This window comes from Escherichia sp. E13S3 (assembly GCF_004212325.1).
Lineage (GTDB): Bacteria > Pseudomonadota > Gammaproteobacteria > Enterobacterales > Enterobacteriaceae > Escherichia.
Map to the genome: position 1 here is coordinate 52,550 of NZ_RHJR01000016.1, position 16,623 is coordinate 69,172.

The following is a 16,623-nucleotide window of genomic DNA, read 5'->3' on the forward strand; positions in this document are numbered from 1 at the left end:
TGGTTTTTTTAGTTTCACGACGAAAAAATGGTCTAAAACGTGATCAATTTAACACCTTGCTGATTGACCGTAAAGAAAGATGCGCTACATACAAGTGTAGCACCGTTTATTCTCTGTAAATTCCTTATTACGACGGCTTGAAACGCCTGTCAGGATTCCATTTACGTTTTGCATTAACGTCAACGTTTCACCACAACACTGACATCGCTCCAGCAAGGATGTTAGGATGGACCACGGATGATAATGACGGTAACAAGCATGTTAGACAATGTTTTAAGAATTGCCACACGCCAAAGCCCACTTGCACTCTGGCAGGCACACTATGTCAAAGACAAGTTGATGGCGAGCCATCCGGGATTAGTCGTTGAACTAGTACCGATGGTGACGCGCGGCGATGTAATTCTTGATACGCCGCTGGCGAAAGTAGGCGGAAAAGGCTTATTTGTTAAAGAGCTGGAAGTCGCGCTTCTGGAAAACCGCGCCGATATCGCCGTACATTCGATGAAAGATGTGCCGGTTGAATTCCCGCAAGGTCTGGGGCTGGTCACCATTTGCGAACGCGAGGATCCGCGTGATGCCTTTGTGTCCAATAATTATGACAATCTGGATGCGTTACCGGCTGGCAGTATCGTCGGGACTTCCAGCTTACGTCGCCAGTGCCAACTGGCGGAACGCCGCCCGGACCTGATTATCCGCTCTCTGCGTGGGAACGTTGGAACACGCCTTAGCAAGCTGGATAACGGCGAATACGATGCCATTATTCTTGCCGTGGCTGGATTAAAACGTTTAGGGCTGGAGTCCCGCATTCGCGCTGCGCTGCCCCCAGAAATTTCTCTTCCGGCAGTCGGACAGGGTGCCGTAGGTATTGAATGCCGCCTTGATGATACGCGTACCCGCGAGCTTCTTGCCGCGCTTAATCACCATGAAACCGCGCTACGCGTCACCGCTGAACGTGCGATGAATACCCGTCTGGAAGGGGGTTGTCAGGTGCCGATTGGCAGCTATGCCGAACTTGTCGACGGCAAAATCTGGTTGCGTGCGCTGGTCGGTGCGCCGGACGGTTCGCAGATTATTCGTGGTGAACGCCGCGGTGCGCCGCAGGATGCCGAGCAAATGGGGATTTCACTGGCGGAAGAGCTACTGAATAACGGCGCTCGGGAGATTCTCGCTGAAGTCTACAACGGAGACGCGCCAGCATGAGTATCCTGGTCACCCGCCCATCTCCAGCTGGAGAAGAGTTAGTGAGCCGTCTGCGCACACTGGGGCAGGTGGCCTGGCATTTTCCGCTGATAGAGTTTTCCCCGGGTCGGCAATTGCCACAACTTGCCGACCAGCTATCAGCACTTGGTGAAGGCGATCTGTTGTTTGCCCTTTCGCAACACGCCGTTGCTTTTGCCCAATCACAACTGCATCAACAAGCTCTTAAATGGCCATTACTTGCTGGTTATTTCGCCATCGGCCGCACCACTGCGCTGGCGCTGCATACCGTGAGCGGGCACCAGGTTCGTTATCCGCAGGATCGGGAAATCAGTGAAGTCTTGCTACAATTACCGGAATTACAAAGTATTGCGGGCAAACGTGCGCTGATATTACGTGGCAACGGCGGTCGTGAGCTGATTGGAGAAACTCTGACGGCACGCGGTGCTGAAGTCACTTTTTGTGAATGTTATCAACGGTGCGCCATTCATTATGACGGTGCAGAAGAGGCGATGCGTTGGCAATCCCGCGAGGTGACGACCGTCGTTGTTACCAGCGGTGAAATGTTGCATCAACTCTGGTCATTGATCCCACAATGGTATCGTGAGCACTGGTTACTACGCTGTCGGCTTTTGGTCGTCAGTGAGCGTTTGGCGAAACTCGCCCAGGAACTGGGCTGGAATGACATTAAGGTCGCCGATAACGCTGACAACGATGCGCTATTACGGGCATTACAATAACTCTCATAACAGGAAGCCATAATGACGGAACAAGAAAAAACCTCCGCCGTGGTTGAAGATACCAGGGAGGCCGTGGACACCACGCCACAACCTGTCGTTGCAGAAAAGAAGAGTAAGAACAGTACCGCTCTGATTCTCAGTGCGGTGGCTATCGCCATTGCTCTGGCAGCAGGCGTCGGTTTGTATGGCTGGGGTAAACAACAGGCCGTCAGTCAGACTGCCACCAGCGATGCCCTGGCGAGCCAACTCACGGCACTGCAAAAAGCCCAGGAAAGCCAAAAAGCGGAGCTGGAAGGCATTATTAAGCAACAGGCTGTACAGTTAGAGCAGGCGAATCGACAGCAAGAAACGCTGGCAAAACAGCTGGATGAAGTCCAACAAAAGGTCGCTACCATCTCTGGTAGCGATGCCAAAACCTGGCTTCTGGCACAGGCGGACTTTCTGGTAAAACTTGCCGGACGTAAACTCTGGAGCGATCAGGACGTTACCACCGCAGCAGCGTTACTGAAAAGCGCTGATGCCAGCCTGGCAGATATGAATGACCCCAGCCTGATTGCTGTTCGTCGGGCAATTACCGATGATATCGCCAGCCTTTCTGCGGTATCACAGGTGGATTATGACGGTATTATCCTCAAGTTGAATCAGCTCTCTAATCAAGTGGATAACCTGCGTCTGGCCGACAATGATAGCGACGGTTCGCCAATGGATTCCGATGGTGAAGAGCTTTCCAGCTCCATCAGCGAATGGCGCATCAATCTGCAAAAAAGCTGGCAGAATTTTATGGACAACTTCATTACGATTCGCCGTCGTGATGACACTGCCGTACCGCTGTTAGCGCCGAATCAGGATATCTATCTGCGCGAAAATATTCGTTCCCGTCTGCTGGTCGCCGCGCAAGCTGTGCCGCGTCATCAGGAAGAGACGTACCGCCAGGCGCTGGAGAACGTCTCCACCTGGGTTCGTGCTTATTACGATACTGAAGATGCCACCACCAAAGCGTTTCTCGACGAGGTGGACCAGTTAAGCCAGCAAAATATCTCGATGGATCTCCCGGAAACACTGCAAAGCCAGGCGATGCTAGAAAAACTGATGCAGACTCGCGTGCGTAACCTGCTGGCGCAACCGGCAGCAGGGACAACAGAAGCTAAACCTGCACCTGCACCTGCACCTGCACCTGCACCTGCACCTGCACCTGCACCTGCACCTGCACCTGCACCGCAAGCTGATGCCCCGGCAGCCGCGCCGCAAGGAGAATAACCATGCTAAAAGTGTTATTGCTCTTTGTGTTGCTGATTGCGGGGATCGTGGTCGGCCCGATGATTGCCGGTCATCAGGGTTACGTACTGATCCAGACCGACAACTACAATATCGAAACCAGCGTGACTGGCCTGGCGATCATTTTGATTCTGGCGATGGTCGTGCTGTTTGCCATTGAGTGGCTACTGCGGCGGATCTTCCGCACCGGCGCGCACACCCGGGGTTGGTTTATCGGACGTAAGCGTCGCCGCGCACGTAAGCAGACAGAACAAGCGCTGCTAAAACTGGCGGAAGGCGATTATCAGCAAGTTGAAAAGCTGATGTCAAAAAATGCCGATCACGCTGAACAGCCGGTGGTGAACTACCTGCTGGCTGCCGAAGCCGCACAGCAACGAGGGGATGAAGCGCGCGCCAATCAGCATCTGGAACGCGCAGCGGAACTGGCGGGTAACGACACCATTCCGGTGGAAATCGCCCGCGTTCGCCTGCAACTGGCGCGTAATGAAAACCATGCTGCACGCCACGGCGTGGATAAGTTACTCGAAGTCACACCACGCCATCCGGAAGTGCTGCGTCTGGCGGAACAGGCGTATATCCGTACCGGCGCGTGGAGCTCATTACTGGACATCATCCCGTCAATGGCGAAAGCCCACGTTGGTGACGAAGAACATCGCGCAATGCTCGAACAACAGGCATGGATTGGCCTGATGAATCAGGCACGGGCCGATGACGGCAGCGAAGGTCTGCGTAACTGGTGGAAAAACCAAAGCCGGAAAACGCGTCATCAAGTGGCGTTGCAGGTGGCAATGGCGGAACATCTTATTGAGTGTGACGATCATGATACTGCCCAGCAAATCATCATCGACGGCCTGAAACGCCAGTATGACGATCGCCTACTGCTGCCTATTCCACGACTGAAAACCAACAATCCGGAACAGCTTGAAAAAGTGCTACGCCAGCAAATCAAAAACGTCGGCGATCGCCCGCTGTTGTGGAGCACATTGGGCCAGTCACTGATGAAGCACGGCGAATGGCAGGAAGCATCCCTCGCCTTCCGCGCGGCACTGAAACAACGCCCGGACGCCTACGATTACGCATGGCTTGCCGACGCGCTGGACAGACTGCACAAACCGGAAGAAGCCGCATCGATGCGCCGCGACGGTTTGATGTTGACGTTGCAGAACAACCCGCCGCAATAGTTCTTTCTAACCCGGAGGCAAGCACCTCCGGGGCCTTTCTGATACATAAAAAAACACCTGCTCTTATTACGGAGCAGGCGTTAAAACAGGTCTGTATGACAACAAGTGGGTGCTTCACTCAACGTTGTGTCCATGGTATCTGATGAGGCATAAGCGACATCTGTCAGTGGACGATAAGCACCGTAAACGGCTCTGCGTCATTCCTAAGTTTATGAGGCACTAAGGCGAACATAAGAGATGGAATGAGCATCTACCCAATTATTATGCCACACAGGCCCGGGAAATAACATCCTTTAATACTTGTTATGAGAAAATTCTGCAATCCAGGTTTCTTTCGTTCGCAATAATTACCTGAGAAAATATCATCCAGAACCTTACTCTCTTTAATTATAAATACTGTGAATTGTTAAAAATATTCAATAACCAATATATATTAATTACACTTCTAATCAAAAACAGCATCAATAATCAACACCATACAATAAACCTGCCTTACATATGCCCCGCACCAAGGGTAGGATTGAAAACGCTCTCCTGATCTTTCGATTCATCCTCATGGCAAATAAATAATATATTTTCATCATAATTATTTATAACCCCATTTTATCAGGGAGAGGGACCTCAATTATCAATGCTTAATTATGTCATCCATTTAATGACATGAAACCGGAGCGTTTTGCATGGAAATTTCGTTTTCACCCAAACTACTGGTGGTCGCAGTCGCCACCGCTATTCCTTTGCTGGCCAGTGCTGCAGATACCCCGTCAACCGCTACCGCGCGCGAAGGCTACGCCGGGTATGATCACCCTAACCAGTACTTGGTTAAACCTGCACGATAATATGATGCCTGTGATGCAGCATCCGGCACAGGATAAAGAAACTCAGCAGAAGCTGGCGGAATTAGAGAAAAAGACCGGTAAGAAGCCGAACGTGGTTGTTTTCTTACTGGATGACGTGGGCTGGATGGATGTCGGCTTTAATGGCGGTGGCGTGGCGGTAGGTAACCCAACGCCAGATATTGACGCCGTTGCCAGCCAGGGGCTGATTTTAACCTCTGCGTATTCTCAACCGAGTTCTTCCCCTACCCGCGCCACCATTCTCACCGGGCAATACTCCATCCACCACGGCATTCTAATGCCGCCGATGTACGGGCAACCAGGCGGGCTGCAAGGGTTAACCACCCTGCCGCAATTGCTGCACGACCAAGGTTACGTCACCCAGGCTATCGGGAAATGGCATATGGGGGAAAATAAAGAGTCGCAGCCGCAGAACGTCGGCTTTGATGATTTCCGTGGCTTCAACTCAGTGTCCGATATGTATACCGAATGGCGCGATGTTCACGTTAACCCGGAAGTCGCCCTGAGCCCGGACCGTTCTGAATACATCAAGCAATTACCATTTAGCAAAGATGATGTTCATGCTGTACGCGGCGGCGAACAGGAGGCCATTGCTGACATTACGCCGAAATATATGGAAGACCTGGATCAACGCTGGATGGAATATGGCGTTAAGTTCCTCAACAAGATGGCGAAGAGTGATAAACCTTTCTTCCTCTATTATGGCACTCGCGGCTGCCACTTCGATAACTACCCGAACGCCAAATATGCGGGTAGCTCTCCGGCACGCACCTCGTATGGTGACTGCATGGTAGAGATGAACGATGTGTTCGCTAATCTCTACAAAACGCTGGAGAAAAACGGTCAGCTGGATAACACGCTTATTGTCTTCACCTCCGATAACGGTCCGGAAGCCGAAGTGCCTCCGCACGGCCGCACACCGTTCCGTGGTGCGAAAGGATCTACCTGGGAAGGCGGCGTTCGCGTTCCGACTTTCGTGTACTGGAAAGGCATGATCCAACCGCGTAAATCTGACGGTATTGTCGATCTGGCAGATCTCTTCCCAACAGCACTGGATCTGGCGGGGCATCCTGGGGCGAAAGTGGCGAATTTAGTGCCGAAAACCACCTTTATCGATGGTGTAGACCAGACATCTTTCTTCCTGGGAACAAACGGCCAGTCTAACCGTAAGGCCGAGCACTACTTCCTCAACGGCAAACTCTCTTCTGTACGTATGGATGAGTTCAAATACCATGTGCTGATTCAGCAGCCATACGCTTATACCCAGAGCGGGTATCAGGGTGGGTTCACCGGCACAGTAATGCAAACGGCCGGATCGTCGGTGTTTAACCTCTACACCGATCCGCAGGAAAGCGACTCCATCGGCGTGCGCCATATTCCGATGGGTGTACCACTGCAAACCGAAATGCACGCGTATATGGAGATCCTGAAAAAATATCCACCACGCGCGCAGATTAAATCTGATTAAGCCGGCGATATCGCTACATCGGGCCATACTGACCTTGCCGGATGCGGCGTGAACGCCTTATCCGGCCTACAAGCCTTGCAAATTCAATAAATTGTAACGTTCTGTAGGCCGGATAAGATGCGGTCAGCATCGCATCCGGCAATCAACCGCAGGCGGCCGCCGATTTCTACTTACTCACCACCAGCAAATGTGCCTGCATAATGTCGCTGGCCGGGCGACCGTGCGCCAGCAAATCAGCCATTGCTTTAAGATATGGCGGTAGATGGCGGAAATAACGCTGATATCCGGCACACAAATAATTCAGTCCCGGTTTGCCGCTGGCATCGAGCATGAAGCGGTGTTTCGGGCAGCCTCCCCAACATGCTTTTAACACGTTACAACTGCGACACTGCGCCGGTAACTGCTTAAATTTATTTTCACCAAAAGCCTGCTGCTGCGGAGAATCTACCATTTCTGCGATGGTCTGCTGATGCATATTCCCCAGCCGATATTGCGGATAAACATAGTGATCGCAGGCGTAAACGTCGCCGTTGTGCTCAACAACCACCGAGCGCCCACAGGTTGGCTGATGATGGCAAACCGCACCCGGCGCACCAACAAAATTGGCAAACGCCCATTCGATATTCATCACGAAAATCTTGCCGACGTCGCGTTTGATCCAGCGGTCGAATATCGCCACCAGAAATTCACCAAATTCATCGGGGCGCACCGACCATTCCGTCAGGTAGCCCTGAATATCGCCGGGAGCATGTAGTTTCAGTCCATCGCGGGCAGCTATTTCATCAGCCAGACGCTCCACTACCGGAATAAACTGGATGAACTCCACGCCCGCATCACGCAGAAAATCATAGACCTGCAAAGGTTGTAACGCGCTGGTGCGGTTAACGCAGACCAGCACGTTATAGTCGACATGATGCTTTTGCAGCAGCGTCAGGGCACGCATCACCAGCTTATGCGTTGGTCTGCCGCCTTTGGTCACGCGATATTGATTGTGGATCTCAGCCGGACCATCCAGCGATAACCCAACAAGAAAATGATTTTCTGCCAAAAACGCGCACCATTCATCATCCAGCAGCACGCCGTTGGTCTGGAAGCTGTTACTGACCTGCCTTCCCGCACCATATTTTGCCTGCAGCGCCACGGCACGGCGGTAAAACTCCAGCCCCAACAGCGTTGGCTCACCGCCCTGCCAGGTAAAAGCGACTTCGTTTTGCGGTTCGCTGGCGGCAATATAGTGACGGATATACGCTTCCAGCGTGTCATCGTCCATATGCGTGACTGGCTTTTCGCGATAAAGGGATTGTTTTTCGAGATAAAAACAGTAGTCACAGTTCAGATTACAATCGGAACCGCTCGGTTTCGCCATCACGTGAAACGCACGCGTTGGAACCTGTTGCAGCATGGTCGCTCCTTGCCTGAAGTCATCCTTCAATACGTTAAGGGCGAAATCATACCGTGGGGCAATGAGTTACCACGGGCGTTTATTGCGAAGGGAGAGTGACGAAATGCACAGAAAACAAAAAACCCCGCCGAAGCGGGGTTCAAAATTGGTCGGCGAGAGAGGATTCGAACCTCCGACCCACTGGTCCCAAACCAGTTGCGCTACCAAGCTGCGCTACTCGCCGAAATACTGCTTTTTGAATTTTTAGTTCAATTCTTTAAAGTCGTGGTGCGAGGGGGGGGACTTGAACCCCCACGTCCGTAAGAACACTAACACCTGAAGCTAGCGCGTCTACCAATTCCGCCACCTTCGCATTGTCACAACTTCTAATAATGGGGTGGCTAATGGGATTCGAACCCACGACAACTGGAATCACAATCCAGGGCTCTACCAACTGAGCTATAGCCACCACTACAAATCTTGTTACGCGGTATTACTACCACCGCAGCTCAAGCGCCGGGACTAAATGGCGCGCCCGACAGGATTCGAACCTGAGACCTCTGCCTCCGGAGGGCAGCGCTCTATCCAGCTGAGCTACGGGCGCTTAGCGCCGTTGCGGGGGTGGATAATACGGACTTCCCACCCCTCTGTCTAGTCCCTTTTTAAATAAAATGCGCGTTTGGTTACGGTTTGCGCGCTTTGCTGATTATTTCTCCAGTTTATGCGCTTTACCGTGGCGATTAAGGCCAAAAACTTTATAAATCGCCGTCACCGCCAGCATGAAGATGATGCCGACAAACAGCGACATACGGGTATCTTCATTAAAGTACATACCGATCAAAACGCAAATCAGGAATGCCATTGTTACGTAGTTAGCCCACGGGAACAGGATTGAGCGGAACGGATGGCTGGCAATCGCCGCTTTGTGTGCACGACGAAAACGCAGCTGGCTTATCAAAATCACAAACCACGGCACCATGCCCGGAAGCACGCTGGCACTGTAGACGTAGACAAACACGCGCTGTGGGTTAGGGATGATATAGTTCAGGCATGAGCCAATTAGCAGGATAGCAATAGATACCGCCACGCCTGCAACCGGCACACCGTGACGGGAAACTTTCGCCATCACCGCCGGTAACTGACGGTTTTTCGCCAGCGCGTAGAGCATACGTCCGCAACTGTACATGCCGCTGTTACAGCCAGAGAGCGCAGCCGTCAGCACCACAAAGTTGATAATGCCCGCCGCTGCGGTAATGCCGATTTTGGCGAAAGTCAGTACGAACGGGCTGCCGTTGCTGCCAATTTCATTCCACGGGAAGATGGTGACGATAACGAAAATCGCGCCTACGTAGAAAATCAGGATTCGCCACAGCACCTTGCCTACGGCACTGCGCAGCGTCACCTGCGGATTCTTCGCTTCACCAGCGGTGATGCCAATCAGCTCCACACCCTGGTAGGACGCCACCACAATACACAGAGCGGTCAGGAACCCTTTCCAGCCACCCGCAAAGAAACCGCCATGCTCTGTGAGATTGCTAAAACCAATCGACTGCCCACCATTGCCAAAGCCAAAGAAAATCACGCCCAGGCCAATGACAATCATCACGATAATCGTGGTGACTTTGATCATCGCGAACCAGAACTCGATTTCACCGTACAACCGCACCGCTGCCAGATTCGCCAGTGCCACCAGCGCCACCGCGATCAATGCGGGTATCCACTGCGCCATCTCCGGGAACCAGAACTGGACATAAACGCCAATGGCGGTGATTTCTGAGATCCCCACAGCCATCCACATAAACCAGTAAGACCAGGCAGTGAGATAGCCAAAGAACGGGCTCATGTAACGATGCGCATAAACGGCGAACGAACCGGTAACCGGTTCGAGGAACAACATTTCGCCCATTGAACGCATGATGAAAAAGACGAACAGCCCGGCGATGATATAGGCCAACAATACGGATGGCCCGGCCCATTTCAGGGTACTGGCGGCCCCCATAAACAGGCCGACGCCAATGGTGCCCCCCAGGGCGATGAGTTCGATATGTCGAGCTTCCAGCCCACGCTGTAGCTCTGGTTTGTTATCTGCCATAAATCCTCGTGTTGTGTTTGCATGCTTTCCGGTGTTACCGGTTATCGTTATGGGTACATCGAGTGTTGCGAATGTTTTCGTAATTCAGGAGAAATGGCAAATAAAGCATTAAAAATTTGAATGCTTTGTGTAATAAAAAGACAGGCAGGCGACGAAGTGACCACTCCGTCGCTTTACAGAGAGAGGAAAATCAGAGATCGCCGGTGTAATGCCAGCGTAAATAACGCAGCAAACGAAGCTGGCGCTTAATGCGACTCGGCTGCGAAAGCAGTCTATAAAGCCACTCCAGTCCCAGCGTTTGCCAGATTTTCGGCGCGCGTTTTACGTGACCGGTGAAAACATCATAAGTCCCGCCAACGCCCATATACAGCGCATCTGGATGCACCAGGCGGCAGTCGCGCATGAAGATCTCCTGCTTTGGTGACCCCATTGCGACAGTGACGATTTGCGCACCACTGGCGTGAATACGCTCAAACAGCGCCTGACGCTGCTCAGGCTTGAAATAACCGTCCTGGCTGCCAACGATATTCACATTCCACTGGTCGCGCAGTTTAGCTTCGGTCTGCGCCAGCACATCAGGTTTACCGCCCACAAGAAATACCGGCGTCCCTTCCTTGCCAGCGCGCGCCATTACTTCTTCCCAGAGATCGGCACCGGCAACGCGGGAAACCTGTGCCTGCGGGTACTTTTTACGCACCGACCGCACAACGCTAATGCCATCGGCATATTTAAATTCGGCAGCGTTAATTAACTCCCTGACCTCGGCGTTATCTTCAATGGTCAGCATTTTTTCGGCATTAATGGCAACCAGCGTTCCCTGCTTAAGCTGCCCGTCAGCGAACAGATAATCGAGGGCATGCTGCATATCACGCCAACCGATCAACTGTAAGCCACGCAGCGTATAGGTCGGTGCCGTGGTGTTGTTATTCATTGTTATCCTTCAACCTGCGTCCGGAGCGATGATTTTATTCGTTTATGAACGAGTCCGGCGCTATCAAAAAGCCAGTACAGCAGTTTTGCAATCATCAGGCTTGCGCCGAAGACCACGATAAAAAAGACGACACGCGAGACAAACGAATCCAACCCTTCGCGCGCCAGCACGATCATATTGAAGATCGCCCCGAAGCAGAAACTGTGGAGAATCGCAGCCTTATAGCGATTAGTTTCGCGGTTGCCCAGCTCATACAACCAGTCGAACCACTTGATGATCAGACCAACCACAATCGCCCCAAGCGGGATGAACAACGCACCGCCCATAACAACCAGTGAGCCTATAAGCGTAGGCGAGATCGCCAGTCCGGAGTGGTTATTCAGCACTTCCCAGGTAAAGTAGTTGGCGGAGTTCAGCACCATACTCGGACGCCCCGGCCACAGCCAGGAAGGGATAAAGACATAGAAATCGCGGACAATTGGAGCCAGGCCCTGGAAGTCAATGTTGTCGTAGTTCTGCAACAGCAGCGCCAGATTCTCCCACGGCGAGAAGGTGTCGCGGGTGAGATAGAGAAACGTATAGAACGCCTCATCGCCGCTGACGCTCATTCCATAGCGTTTTAGCGCCAGCCAGAACATGCCAACAATCCCCAGCACGCCCGCCGCCGCCAGCATCCACAACGAAATCCAGCCGCGAATAATGCCGATAAACAGGAAGATAGCAAACGCGATAATGATATTGGCGCGAGTGCCGCCGACAATCATGTAAGTCAGCAAACCGAAGGCAACCGTGCTGACGAGGAAAAACAACCACGCTTTGCTGTCCTGGCGCAGAAAGTAGACCACTAACATTGCCGGGATGAAAAAGTAAAAGAAACGCTTTAACGCCACGCCGGAGACTTCGCTGGAGAAGATCTGGCTGTAGGAGTTAAGCCGGAACAGCAAAAAACCGTTATGCATGAAAAAGATGCCAACGCTCACCAGCGCGATGCCCATCAGAATCACCCACGTGAGATTGGTTTCTACGCGGTTCATGGTAAACACTGGACGGCGCGGTGCATCGGCAACGCGTTTGCGTAAACGTGTTTTGTAAGTGACGTAGTAAACTGCGTAAAATCCCCCCGCAGAAAGTAACGCCTGCAACAAGATCTCTGGCGGCACCACGGCAACATCAAAGCGAAACACCAGCAAGCTGGTCAGCGGGAAGCCGAAGAAAAAGGTCAGCAAAAACAGCAATGAAAAGAAGACATTGAAGTTAAAGCGCACGCGGCGAAACTCAAACCATGTCAGCGTGGCGATAAACAGCGTGCAGAGCAGCCAGACAACAAAAAGACCGCTGAATTGCAGCAGGCTCATGCGACCTCCCCGGTGGCAATAGCCAGCGCCCGCTGCCAGCCTTGCAGATAGTTCGGACTAAAGAAGGCAATGTTGTTTTTATCCACCGACGCCAACTGGCGCTGCGCTTCACGCACAATATCTTCATTGAGATCGTCAGTGGTAAACAGCACCGGCAAATGCTGTTCTGTCATATCCTGCCAGAACGGATTTTCCCGGTTAAGCACACAAGGAATGCCCGCCTGAATCAGCAAGCACAGCGTACCAATGCCCTGCTGGCGGGCAAAAATAAAGTAGCCGAGATCGCACTGGCGAAGTAGCGCCAGATAGGCGTCAAATTCCAGTTTTTCGCTCAGAACTTGCAGATTTTCTTCGCTGAATAACTCGAGCCCCGCCTGACGAACCTCGTCGATATACGCTTCGTTATTAGGCGGATAGCCCATCGGTACAACCACTTTTACCGTATCGCCAAACTGCTGATGAACAGCACGCAAAGCGGCGATATGCTTATTGCTGCGATCGCCGGAGTTCCCTACCAAAATGGTCATTTTCCCTTCACGTTGCCGATCGTTCGCCATTGTATTGAGAGAAGGGTCCATCCGGGTTGGGAAGTAAATCAGTTCGCCCCGCACCTTTGGATGCGTTTTGGCAAAAAAGCTCAAGTCTCCCCGAGTGGCAAACACACAGCCCACACGCTTTTGTGCCAGTCGGCGCAGAGGATAAAAGAGTTTATATCTCAAGCCACTGGAAAGCTCATACAGATCTGCCCCCCAGATATGCCAGTAAAACTGGCTGGGCTTGATTCCGCCACTAAGCAGCGCCAGCCACAGCTTTGGATTGAACTGACCGTGGAAGAAAAACCGCTGCTGACGGTTAGCTTTTGCTTTCGCGATGACCGCTTCCGCCAGCGATTTTTTCCCAGGGAAAAATTGCACAGAAAGCGCCGGACAGCTATCACTTAAGCCGTCGTCCTTGCCAGCAACCATAAACTCGCGCGCGTGCTCGCTCGTCGCGGCCAGCGCGTCATTGAAAAACCGCAGAACGGTTTGGTTATGGTGAGGGATATCCGATCCCAGTACGTGAATCAGTACAGTCATGCCCGCCTACGCCAGAGTAAAAACACGCCACAACAAAGAGAAAAATAGACGATATAAGTTGCCATGTAGGCCTGCGCCGCACCCAGGGCACCATGCGCGGGGATCAACCAGTGGGCAAATACCATCAATAAAGTGAACTGGCTGACTTCCGCCAGAATATAAAACCGCAGCGACGCTTTGGCGATCACCAGATAACCAAAGACATAGGCGCCCACTTTCAACACATCGCCGACCAACTGCCAGGCAAAGAGATCCCGCATGGCGGTAAATTTATTCGACAACAGTAGCCAGATGGCAAAATCACGCAGTAGCCAGACGGTGAAACTCGCTGCTGCCACGGCCGGTAAAACAAATTTCAGCGACTTCACCACTTCCCGGGTGATATCGCGTTTTTCCGTTAGCCGCGACAACGTGGGCAGTAAATATACACTGAACGATGCGGTAATAAATTGCAGGTAGGCGTCGGAAATACTGCTCACCCCTTGCCAGATCCCCACTTCATCCCAGCTATACTGCGCCGCCAGCAGTTTACGCATCATGATGTACGCAACGGGCAAGGTCACCGACGTAATCAACGCCATGAGCGTAAATTTGCTCAACTGCCCTGCCAGACCGTTATCCCAGCTGGGTTTTAGATAGCTTAACGGGACAGCGCCACGCTTAATTAACATGACAGCGGCAGGCATTACCACCAGCGCGGGAATCAGCGCCAGACCAAGCAACGCGCCTTCATAACCGCCAAAACGGTAACTGACATAATAAGCGATAACGCCAATCAGGCTGCCGACAATCAGCGATAACGCATTACCCGCGGCATCGCGAAAGCCTTTCATTAGCGCCAGCAACAGGTTGCCCCAGGCGATCCCCATTTGCACCAGCGCCACTAAACGCACCAGCCTCTGATAGTCGGTATTACCAAACAATCCCTGGCTGATTGGCGCAGCCGCCAGCACAAAGACCAGCGCCATCAGCGTGGAGAAGCCAAGCACCATCGCTGATGAAGTGCCGACCACACGGCGCAGCTGCTGCGGATTATCATGGTACTGGGCAACGTATTTGGTTACACCATTAAAGATACCCGCCCCGGCAAGCACGCCGAGCACGGTAATCAACTGGCGGAAATTTGCCGCCAGCCCTAGTCCTGCCGGACCAAATGACACCGCCAGTAATTTACCAACCAGTAACCCAGCGCCAATCTTGACCAGTGTACTGGCCGCCGTCCACAAGGACGCTTTTGCCAGTGACATATCAGGAGAAGTAGTTCAACAAGGTCGCAATTACCGTGCGCTGATTGACGGACGACAGGTTGTAGAACAGCGGCAGGCGCAGCAGGCGCTCGCTCTCTTTGGTGGTGTAGCGATCTTCACCATGAAACTCACCAAAGCGTTCCCCCGCAGGGCTTGCGTGCAGCGGAATGTAATGGAACACCGCCATGATTTCCGCTTCCTTCAGGAAGCTAATCAACGCGCTCCGGTCATCAATATCCCGCAGCTTGATGTAGAACATATGCGCGTTCTGCACGCAGTCATCCGGAATCGACGGCAGCTCGATACGCCCGGCTTCCGCCAGAGGTGCTAACGCATCGAAGTAGTTTTGCCACAGCGCCAGACGTTGCTGGTTGATGCGTTCGGCTGCTTCCAGTTGCGCCCACAGATACGCAGCTTGCAGATCGGACATCAAATAGCTGGAGCCGATATCGCGCCAGGTATATTTATCAACCTGACCACGGAAGAACTGGCTGCGGTTAGTCCCTTTTTCGCGAATGATCTCGGCACGTTCAATCAACGCTTTATCGTTAATCAGCGTCGCCCCGCCTTCACCACCCGCCGTGTAATTTTTGGTTTCATGGAAGCTAAAGCAGCCAATATGGCCAATGGTTCCCAGCGCACGCCCTTTGTAAGTGGACATCACGCCCTGAGCGGCATCTTCCACCACAAACAAGTTATGCTTTTTCGCCAACGCCATAATGGTGTCCATTTCACAGGCCACGCCCGCGTAATGGACCGGAACGATAACGCGTGTTTTGTCGGTGATCGCCGCTTCAATCAGCGTTTCGTCGATGTTCATGGTGTCCGGGCGAACATCAACAAAAACAATTTTTGCTCCACGTAACACAAAGGCATTGGCGGTGGAGACAAAGGTGTAGCTCGGCATGATCACTTCATCGCCAGGCTGGATATCGAGCAGCAACGCCGCCATCTCCAGCGAAGCGGTGCAGGACGGCGTCAGTAACACTTTGGCGCTGCCAAAACGTTGCTCCAGCCACTGCTGGCAGCGACGGGTAAAACCGCCATCGCCACACAGTTTGCCGCTACCCATTGCCGACTGCATATAGTCGAGTTCGGTTCCCACCACCGGCGGTGCGTTAAATGGAATCATGTGATCACCTGTATAACCAGTACGCGGTGCTTTCTATATTCGCACCACTTTGTATGTATCGTTTAAGCGCGGCGGTGTTGCCCATCTGGGTCGCCACCCGCAATGTTATTTTACCGCGAGCATACGCCCAGTTTAGCGCTGCTTGCATCAGGTGTGCACCTGCTCCGCGTCCTGCCAGTAAACCAATGCGCGCGTCAGTGGTATTCAACTCTCGCAGAGAAACATAGCCGCGAATCTCGCCAGAAGCCGCGCGTAAAACCAGGCATTGATGATCAAAGGTGCCGCGCACGGCATTTTCAATCCACTGCGCATAAAAGCGACCGCTGGCGTCAGGCGCATACCACGGCGCACGAAAACGGCTTTGCGCGAATGCTTCACGGGCTAACTGGCGTAGTACTGGAATATCTGATTCCTGAGCCACTTCCGCATGGCTTTCACTGACGTTGATCACGGGGAGAGCCAAATCCACTTCCCCTTCTACCAGTGAGAATCCCAGCTGTTGCAGAGCATCCAGTTCATCGGTATTGGATGCGGCAATTTTGGCCTGCACCCGTGACCACGGCACCAAAACGTCTGGTGTCAGGAGCGGTGCATCAGGACTAATGCGCACGATGGCGCTGTTAACGCCAAAGAAGGCGTTTTCCCAGGTTAGTGGTTCAATACTGGCGCGGACGGGCATTCTCTATCTCCC

Annotated in this window: 12 protein-coding genes, 4 tRNA genes and 1 pseudogene; 5 read left to right on the plus strand and 12 right to left on the minus strand. The window is 52.7% G+C overall.

Annotated elements, in window-relative coordinates; translation table 11 throughout:
* Positions 1-258: 258 nt before the first annotated feature.
* The 5 genes and pseudogenes from hemC to aslA all read left to right on the plus strand — a co-directional run bounded on the left by hemC (position 259) and on the right by aslA (position 6,718).
* A complete protein-coding gene (hemC, locus tag D9597_RS16045; protein ID WP_130209422.1) occupies positions 259-1,200 on the plus strand; it encodes a hydroxymethylbilane synthase in 942 nt (313 codons plus the stop codon).
* Complete coding sequence (gene hemD, locus D9597_RS16050) at positions 1,197-1,937, plus strand: uroporphyrinogen-III synthase (protein WP_130223387.1); 741 nt, start codon at positions 1,197-1,199, stop codon at positions 1,935-1,937. The genes hemC and hemD overlap by 4 nt, the downstream gene beginning before the upstream one ends.
* Before the next feature lie 21 nt (positions 1,938-1,958).
* Complete coding sequence (hemX, locus tag D9597_RS16055) at positions 1,959-3,194, plus strand: uroporphyrinogen-III C-methyltransferase (RefSeq protein WP_130223389.1); 1,236 nt, start codon at positions 1,959-1,961, stop codon at positions 3,192-3,194.
* Positions 3,195-3,196: 2 nt separating this feature from the next.
* Positions 3,197-4,393, plus strand: a complete 1,197-nt coding sequence (hemY, locus tag D9597_RS16060; RefSeq protein WP_130223391.1) for a protoheme IX biogenesis protein HemY — start codon at positions 3,197-3,199, stop codon at positions 4,391-4,393.
* A 680-nt stretch (positions 4,394-5,073) separates the two neighbouring features.
* Positions 5,074-6,718 (plus strand): annotated as a pseudogene (gene aslA, locus D9597_RS16065) (arylsulfatase AslA).
* Between the two features lie 166 nt (positions 6,719-6,884).
* Here the strand turns inward: aslA and D9597_RS16070 are convergent.
* The 12 genes from D9597_RS16070 to rffC all read right to left on the minus strand — a co-directional run bounded on the left by D9597_RS16070 (position 6,885) and on the right by rffC (position 16,611).
* On the minus strand, positions 6,885-8,120 hold the full coding sequence (locus D9597_RS16070; protein ID WP_130223393.1) for an anaerobic sulfatase maturase: 1,236 nt from the start codon (positions 8,118-8,120) through the stop codon (positions 6,885-6,887).
* A gap of 146 nt (positions 8,121-8,266) precedes the next feature.
* Positions 8,267-8,343, minus strand: a tRNA-Pro gene (locus tag D9597_RS16075).
* Between the two features lie 42 nt (positions 8,344-8,385).
* A tRNA-Leu gene (locus D9597_RS16080) sits at positions 8,386-8,472 on the minus strand.
* 20 nt (positions 8,473-8,492) lie between these two features.
* Positions 8,493-8,568 (minus strand) — tRNA-His (locus tag D9597_RS16085).
* Between the two features lie 58 nt (positions 8,569-8,626).
* Positions 8,627-8,703: transfer RNA gene (locus D9597_RS16090), tRNA-Arg, on the minus strand.
* Between the two features lie 102 nt (positions 8,704-8,805).
* Positions 8,806-10,191 (minus strand): amino acid permease, encoded by a 1,386-nt coding sequence (locus D9597_RS16095; protein WP_130223395.1) that lies wholly within the window; start codon positions 10,189-10,191, stop codon positions 8,806-8,808.
* 190 nt (positions 10,192-10,381) lie between these two features.
* On the minus strand, positions 10,382-11,122 hold the full coding sequence (wecG, locus tag D9597_RS16100; protein ID WP_130223397.1) for a lipopolysaccharide N-acetylmannosaminouronosyltransferase: 741 nt from the start codon (positions 11,120-11,122) through the stop codon (positions 10,382-10,384).
* Between the two features lie 2 nt (positions 11,123-11,124).
* On the minus strand, positions 11,125-12,477 hold the full coding sequence (gene wzyE / locus D9597_RS16105) for an ECA oligosaccharide polymerase (protein ID WP_130219536.1): 1,353 nt from the start codon (positions 12,475-12,477) through the stop codon (positions 11,125-11,127).
* The gene (gene rffT / locus D9597_RS16110; protein WP_130223399.1) at positions 12,474-13,553 is read right to left on the minus strand and encodes a TDP-N-acetylfucosamine:lipid II N-acetylfucosaminyltransferase; all 1,080 of its coding nucleotides are present in this window, start codon (positions 13,551-13,553) and stop codon (positions 12,474-12,476) included. The genes wzyE and rffT overlap by 4 nt, the downstream gene beginning before the upstream one ends.
* Positions 13,550-14,800: a lipid III flippase WzxE gene (wzxE, locus tag D9597_RS16115; protein WP_130223401.1), complete on the minus strand. Its 1,251-nt coding sequence runs from the start codon at positions 14,798-14,800 to the stop codon at positions 13,550-13,552. Before wzxE ends, rffT begins: the two co-directional genes overlap by 4 nt.
* Position 14,801: 1 nt before the next feature.
* Positions 14,802-15,932, minus strand: a complete 1,131-nt coding sequence (gene rffA / locus D9597_RS16120; RefSeq protein ID WP_130223403.1) for a dTDP-4-amino-4,6-dideoxygalactose transaminase — start codon at positions 15,930-15,932, stop codon at positions 14,802-14,804.
* A 4-nt stretch (positions 15,933-15,936) separates the two neighbouring features.
* Positions 15,937-16,611 carry a dTDP-4-amino-4,6-dideoxy-D-galactose acyltransferase gene (rffC, locus tag D9597_RS16125; RefSeq protein WP_130223405.1) on the minus strand — a complete coding sequence of 225 codons (675 nt, stop codon included), beginning with the start codon at positions 16,609-16,611 and terminating at the stop codon, positions 15,937-15,939.
* Between the last annotated feature and the right edge of the window lie 12 nt (positions 16,612-16,623).

Bases quoted from the DNA above. Each gene is read 5' to 3' on its own strand.
- hemC (WP_130209422.1), top strand. From the start codon at position 259: ATGTTAGACAATGTTTTAAGAATTGCCACACGCCAAAGCCCACTTGCA.
- hemD (WP_130223387.1), top strand. From the start codon at position 1,197: ATGAGTATCCTGGTCACCCGCCCATCTCCAGCTGGAGAAGAGTTAGTG.
- hemX (WP_130223389.1), top strand. From the start codon at position 1,959: ATGACGGAACAAGAAAAAACCTCCGCCGTGGTTGAAGATACCAGGGAG.
- hemY (WP_130223391.1), top strand. From the start codon at position 3,197: ATGCTAAAAGTGTTATTGCTCTTTGTGTTGCTGATTGCGGGGATCGTG.
- D9597_RS16070 (WP_130223393.1), bottom strand. From the start codon at position 8,120: ATGCTGCAACAGGTTCCAACGCGTGCGTTTCACGTGATGGCGAAACCG.
- D9597_RS16095 (WP_130223395.1), bottom strand. From the start codon at position 10,191: ATGGCAGATAACAAACCAGAGCTACAGCGTGGGCTGGAAGCTCGACAT.
- wecG (WP_130223397.1), bottom strand. From the start codon at position 11,122: ATGAATAACAACACCACGGCACCGACCTATACGCTGCGTGGCTTACAG.
- wzyE (WP_130219536.1), bottom strand. From the start codon at position 12,477: ATGAGCCTGCTGCAATTCAGCGGTCTTTTTGTTGTCTGGCTGCTCTGC.
- rffT (WP_130223399.1), bottom strand. From the start codon at position 13,553: ATGACTGTACTGATTCACGTACTGGGATCGGATATCCCTCACCATAAC.
- wzxE (WP_130223401.1), bottom strand. From the start codon at position 14,800: ATGTCACTGGCAAAAGCGTCCTTGTGGACGGCGGCCAGTACACTGGTC.
- rffA (WP_130223403.1), bottom strand. From the start codon at position 15,932: ATGATTCCATTTAACGCACCGCCGGTGGTGGGAACCGAACTCGACTAT.
- rffC (WP_130223405.1), bottom strand. From the start codon at position 16,611: ATGCCCGTCCGCGCCAGTATTGAACCACTAACCTGGGAAAACGCCTTC.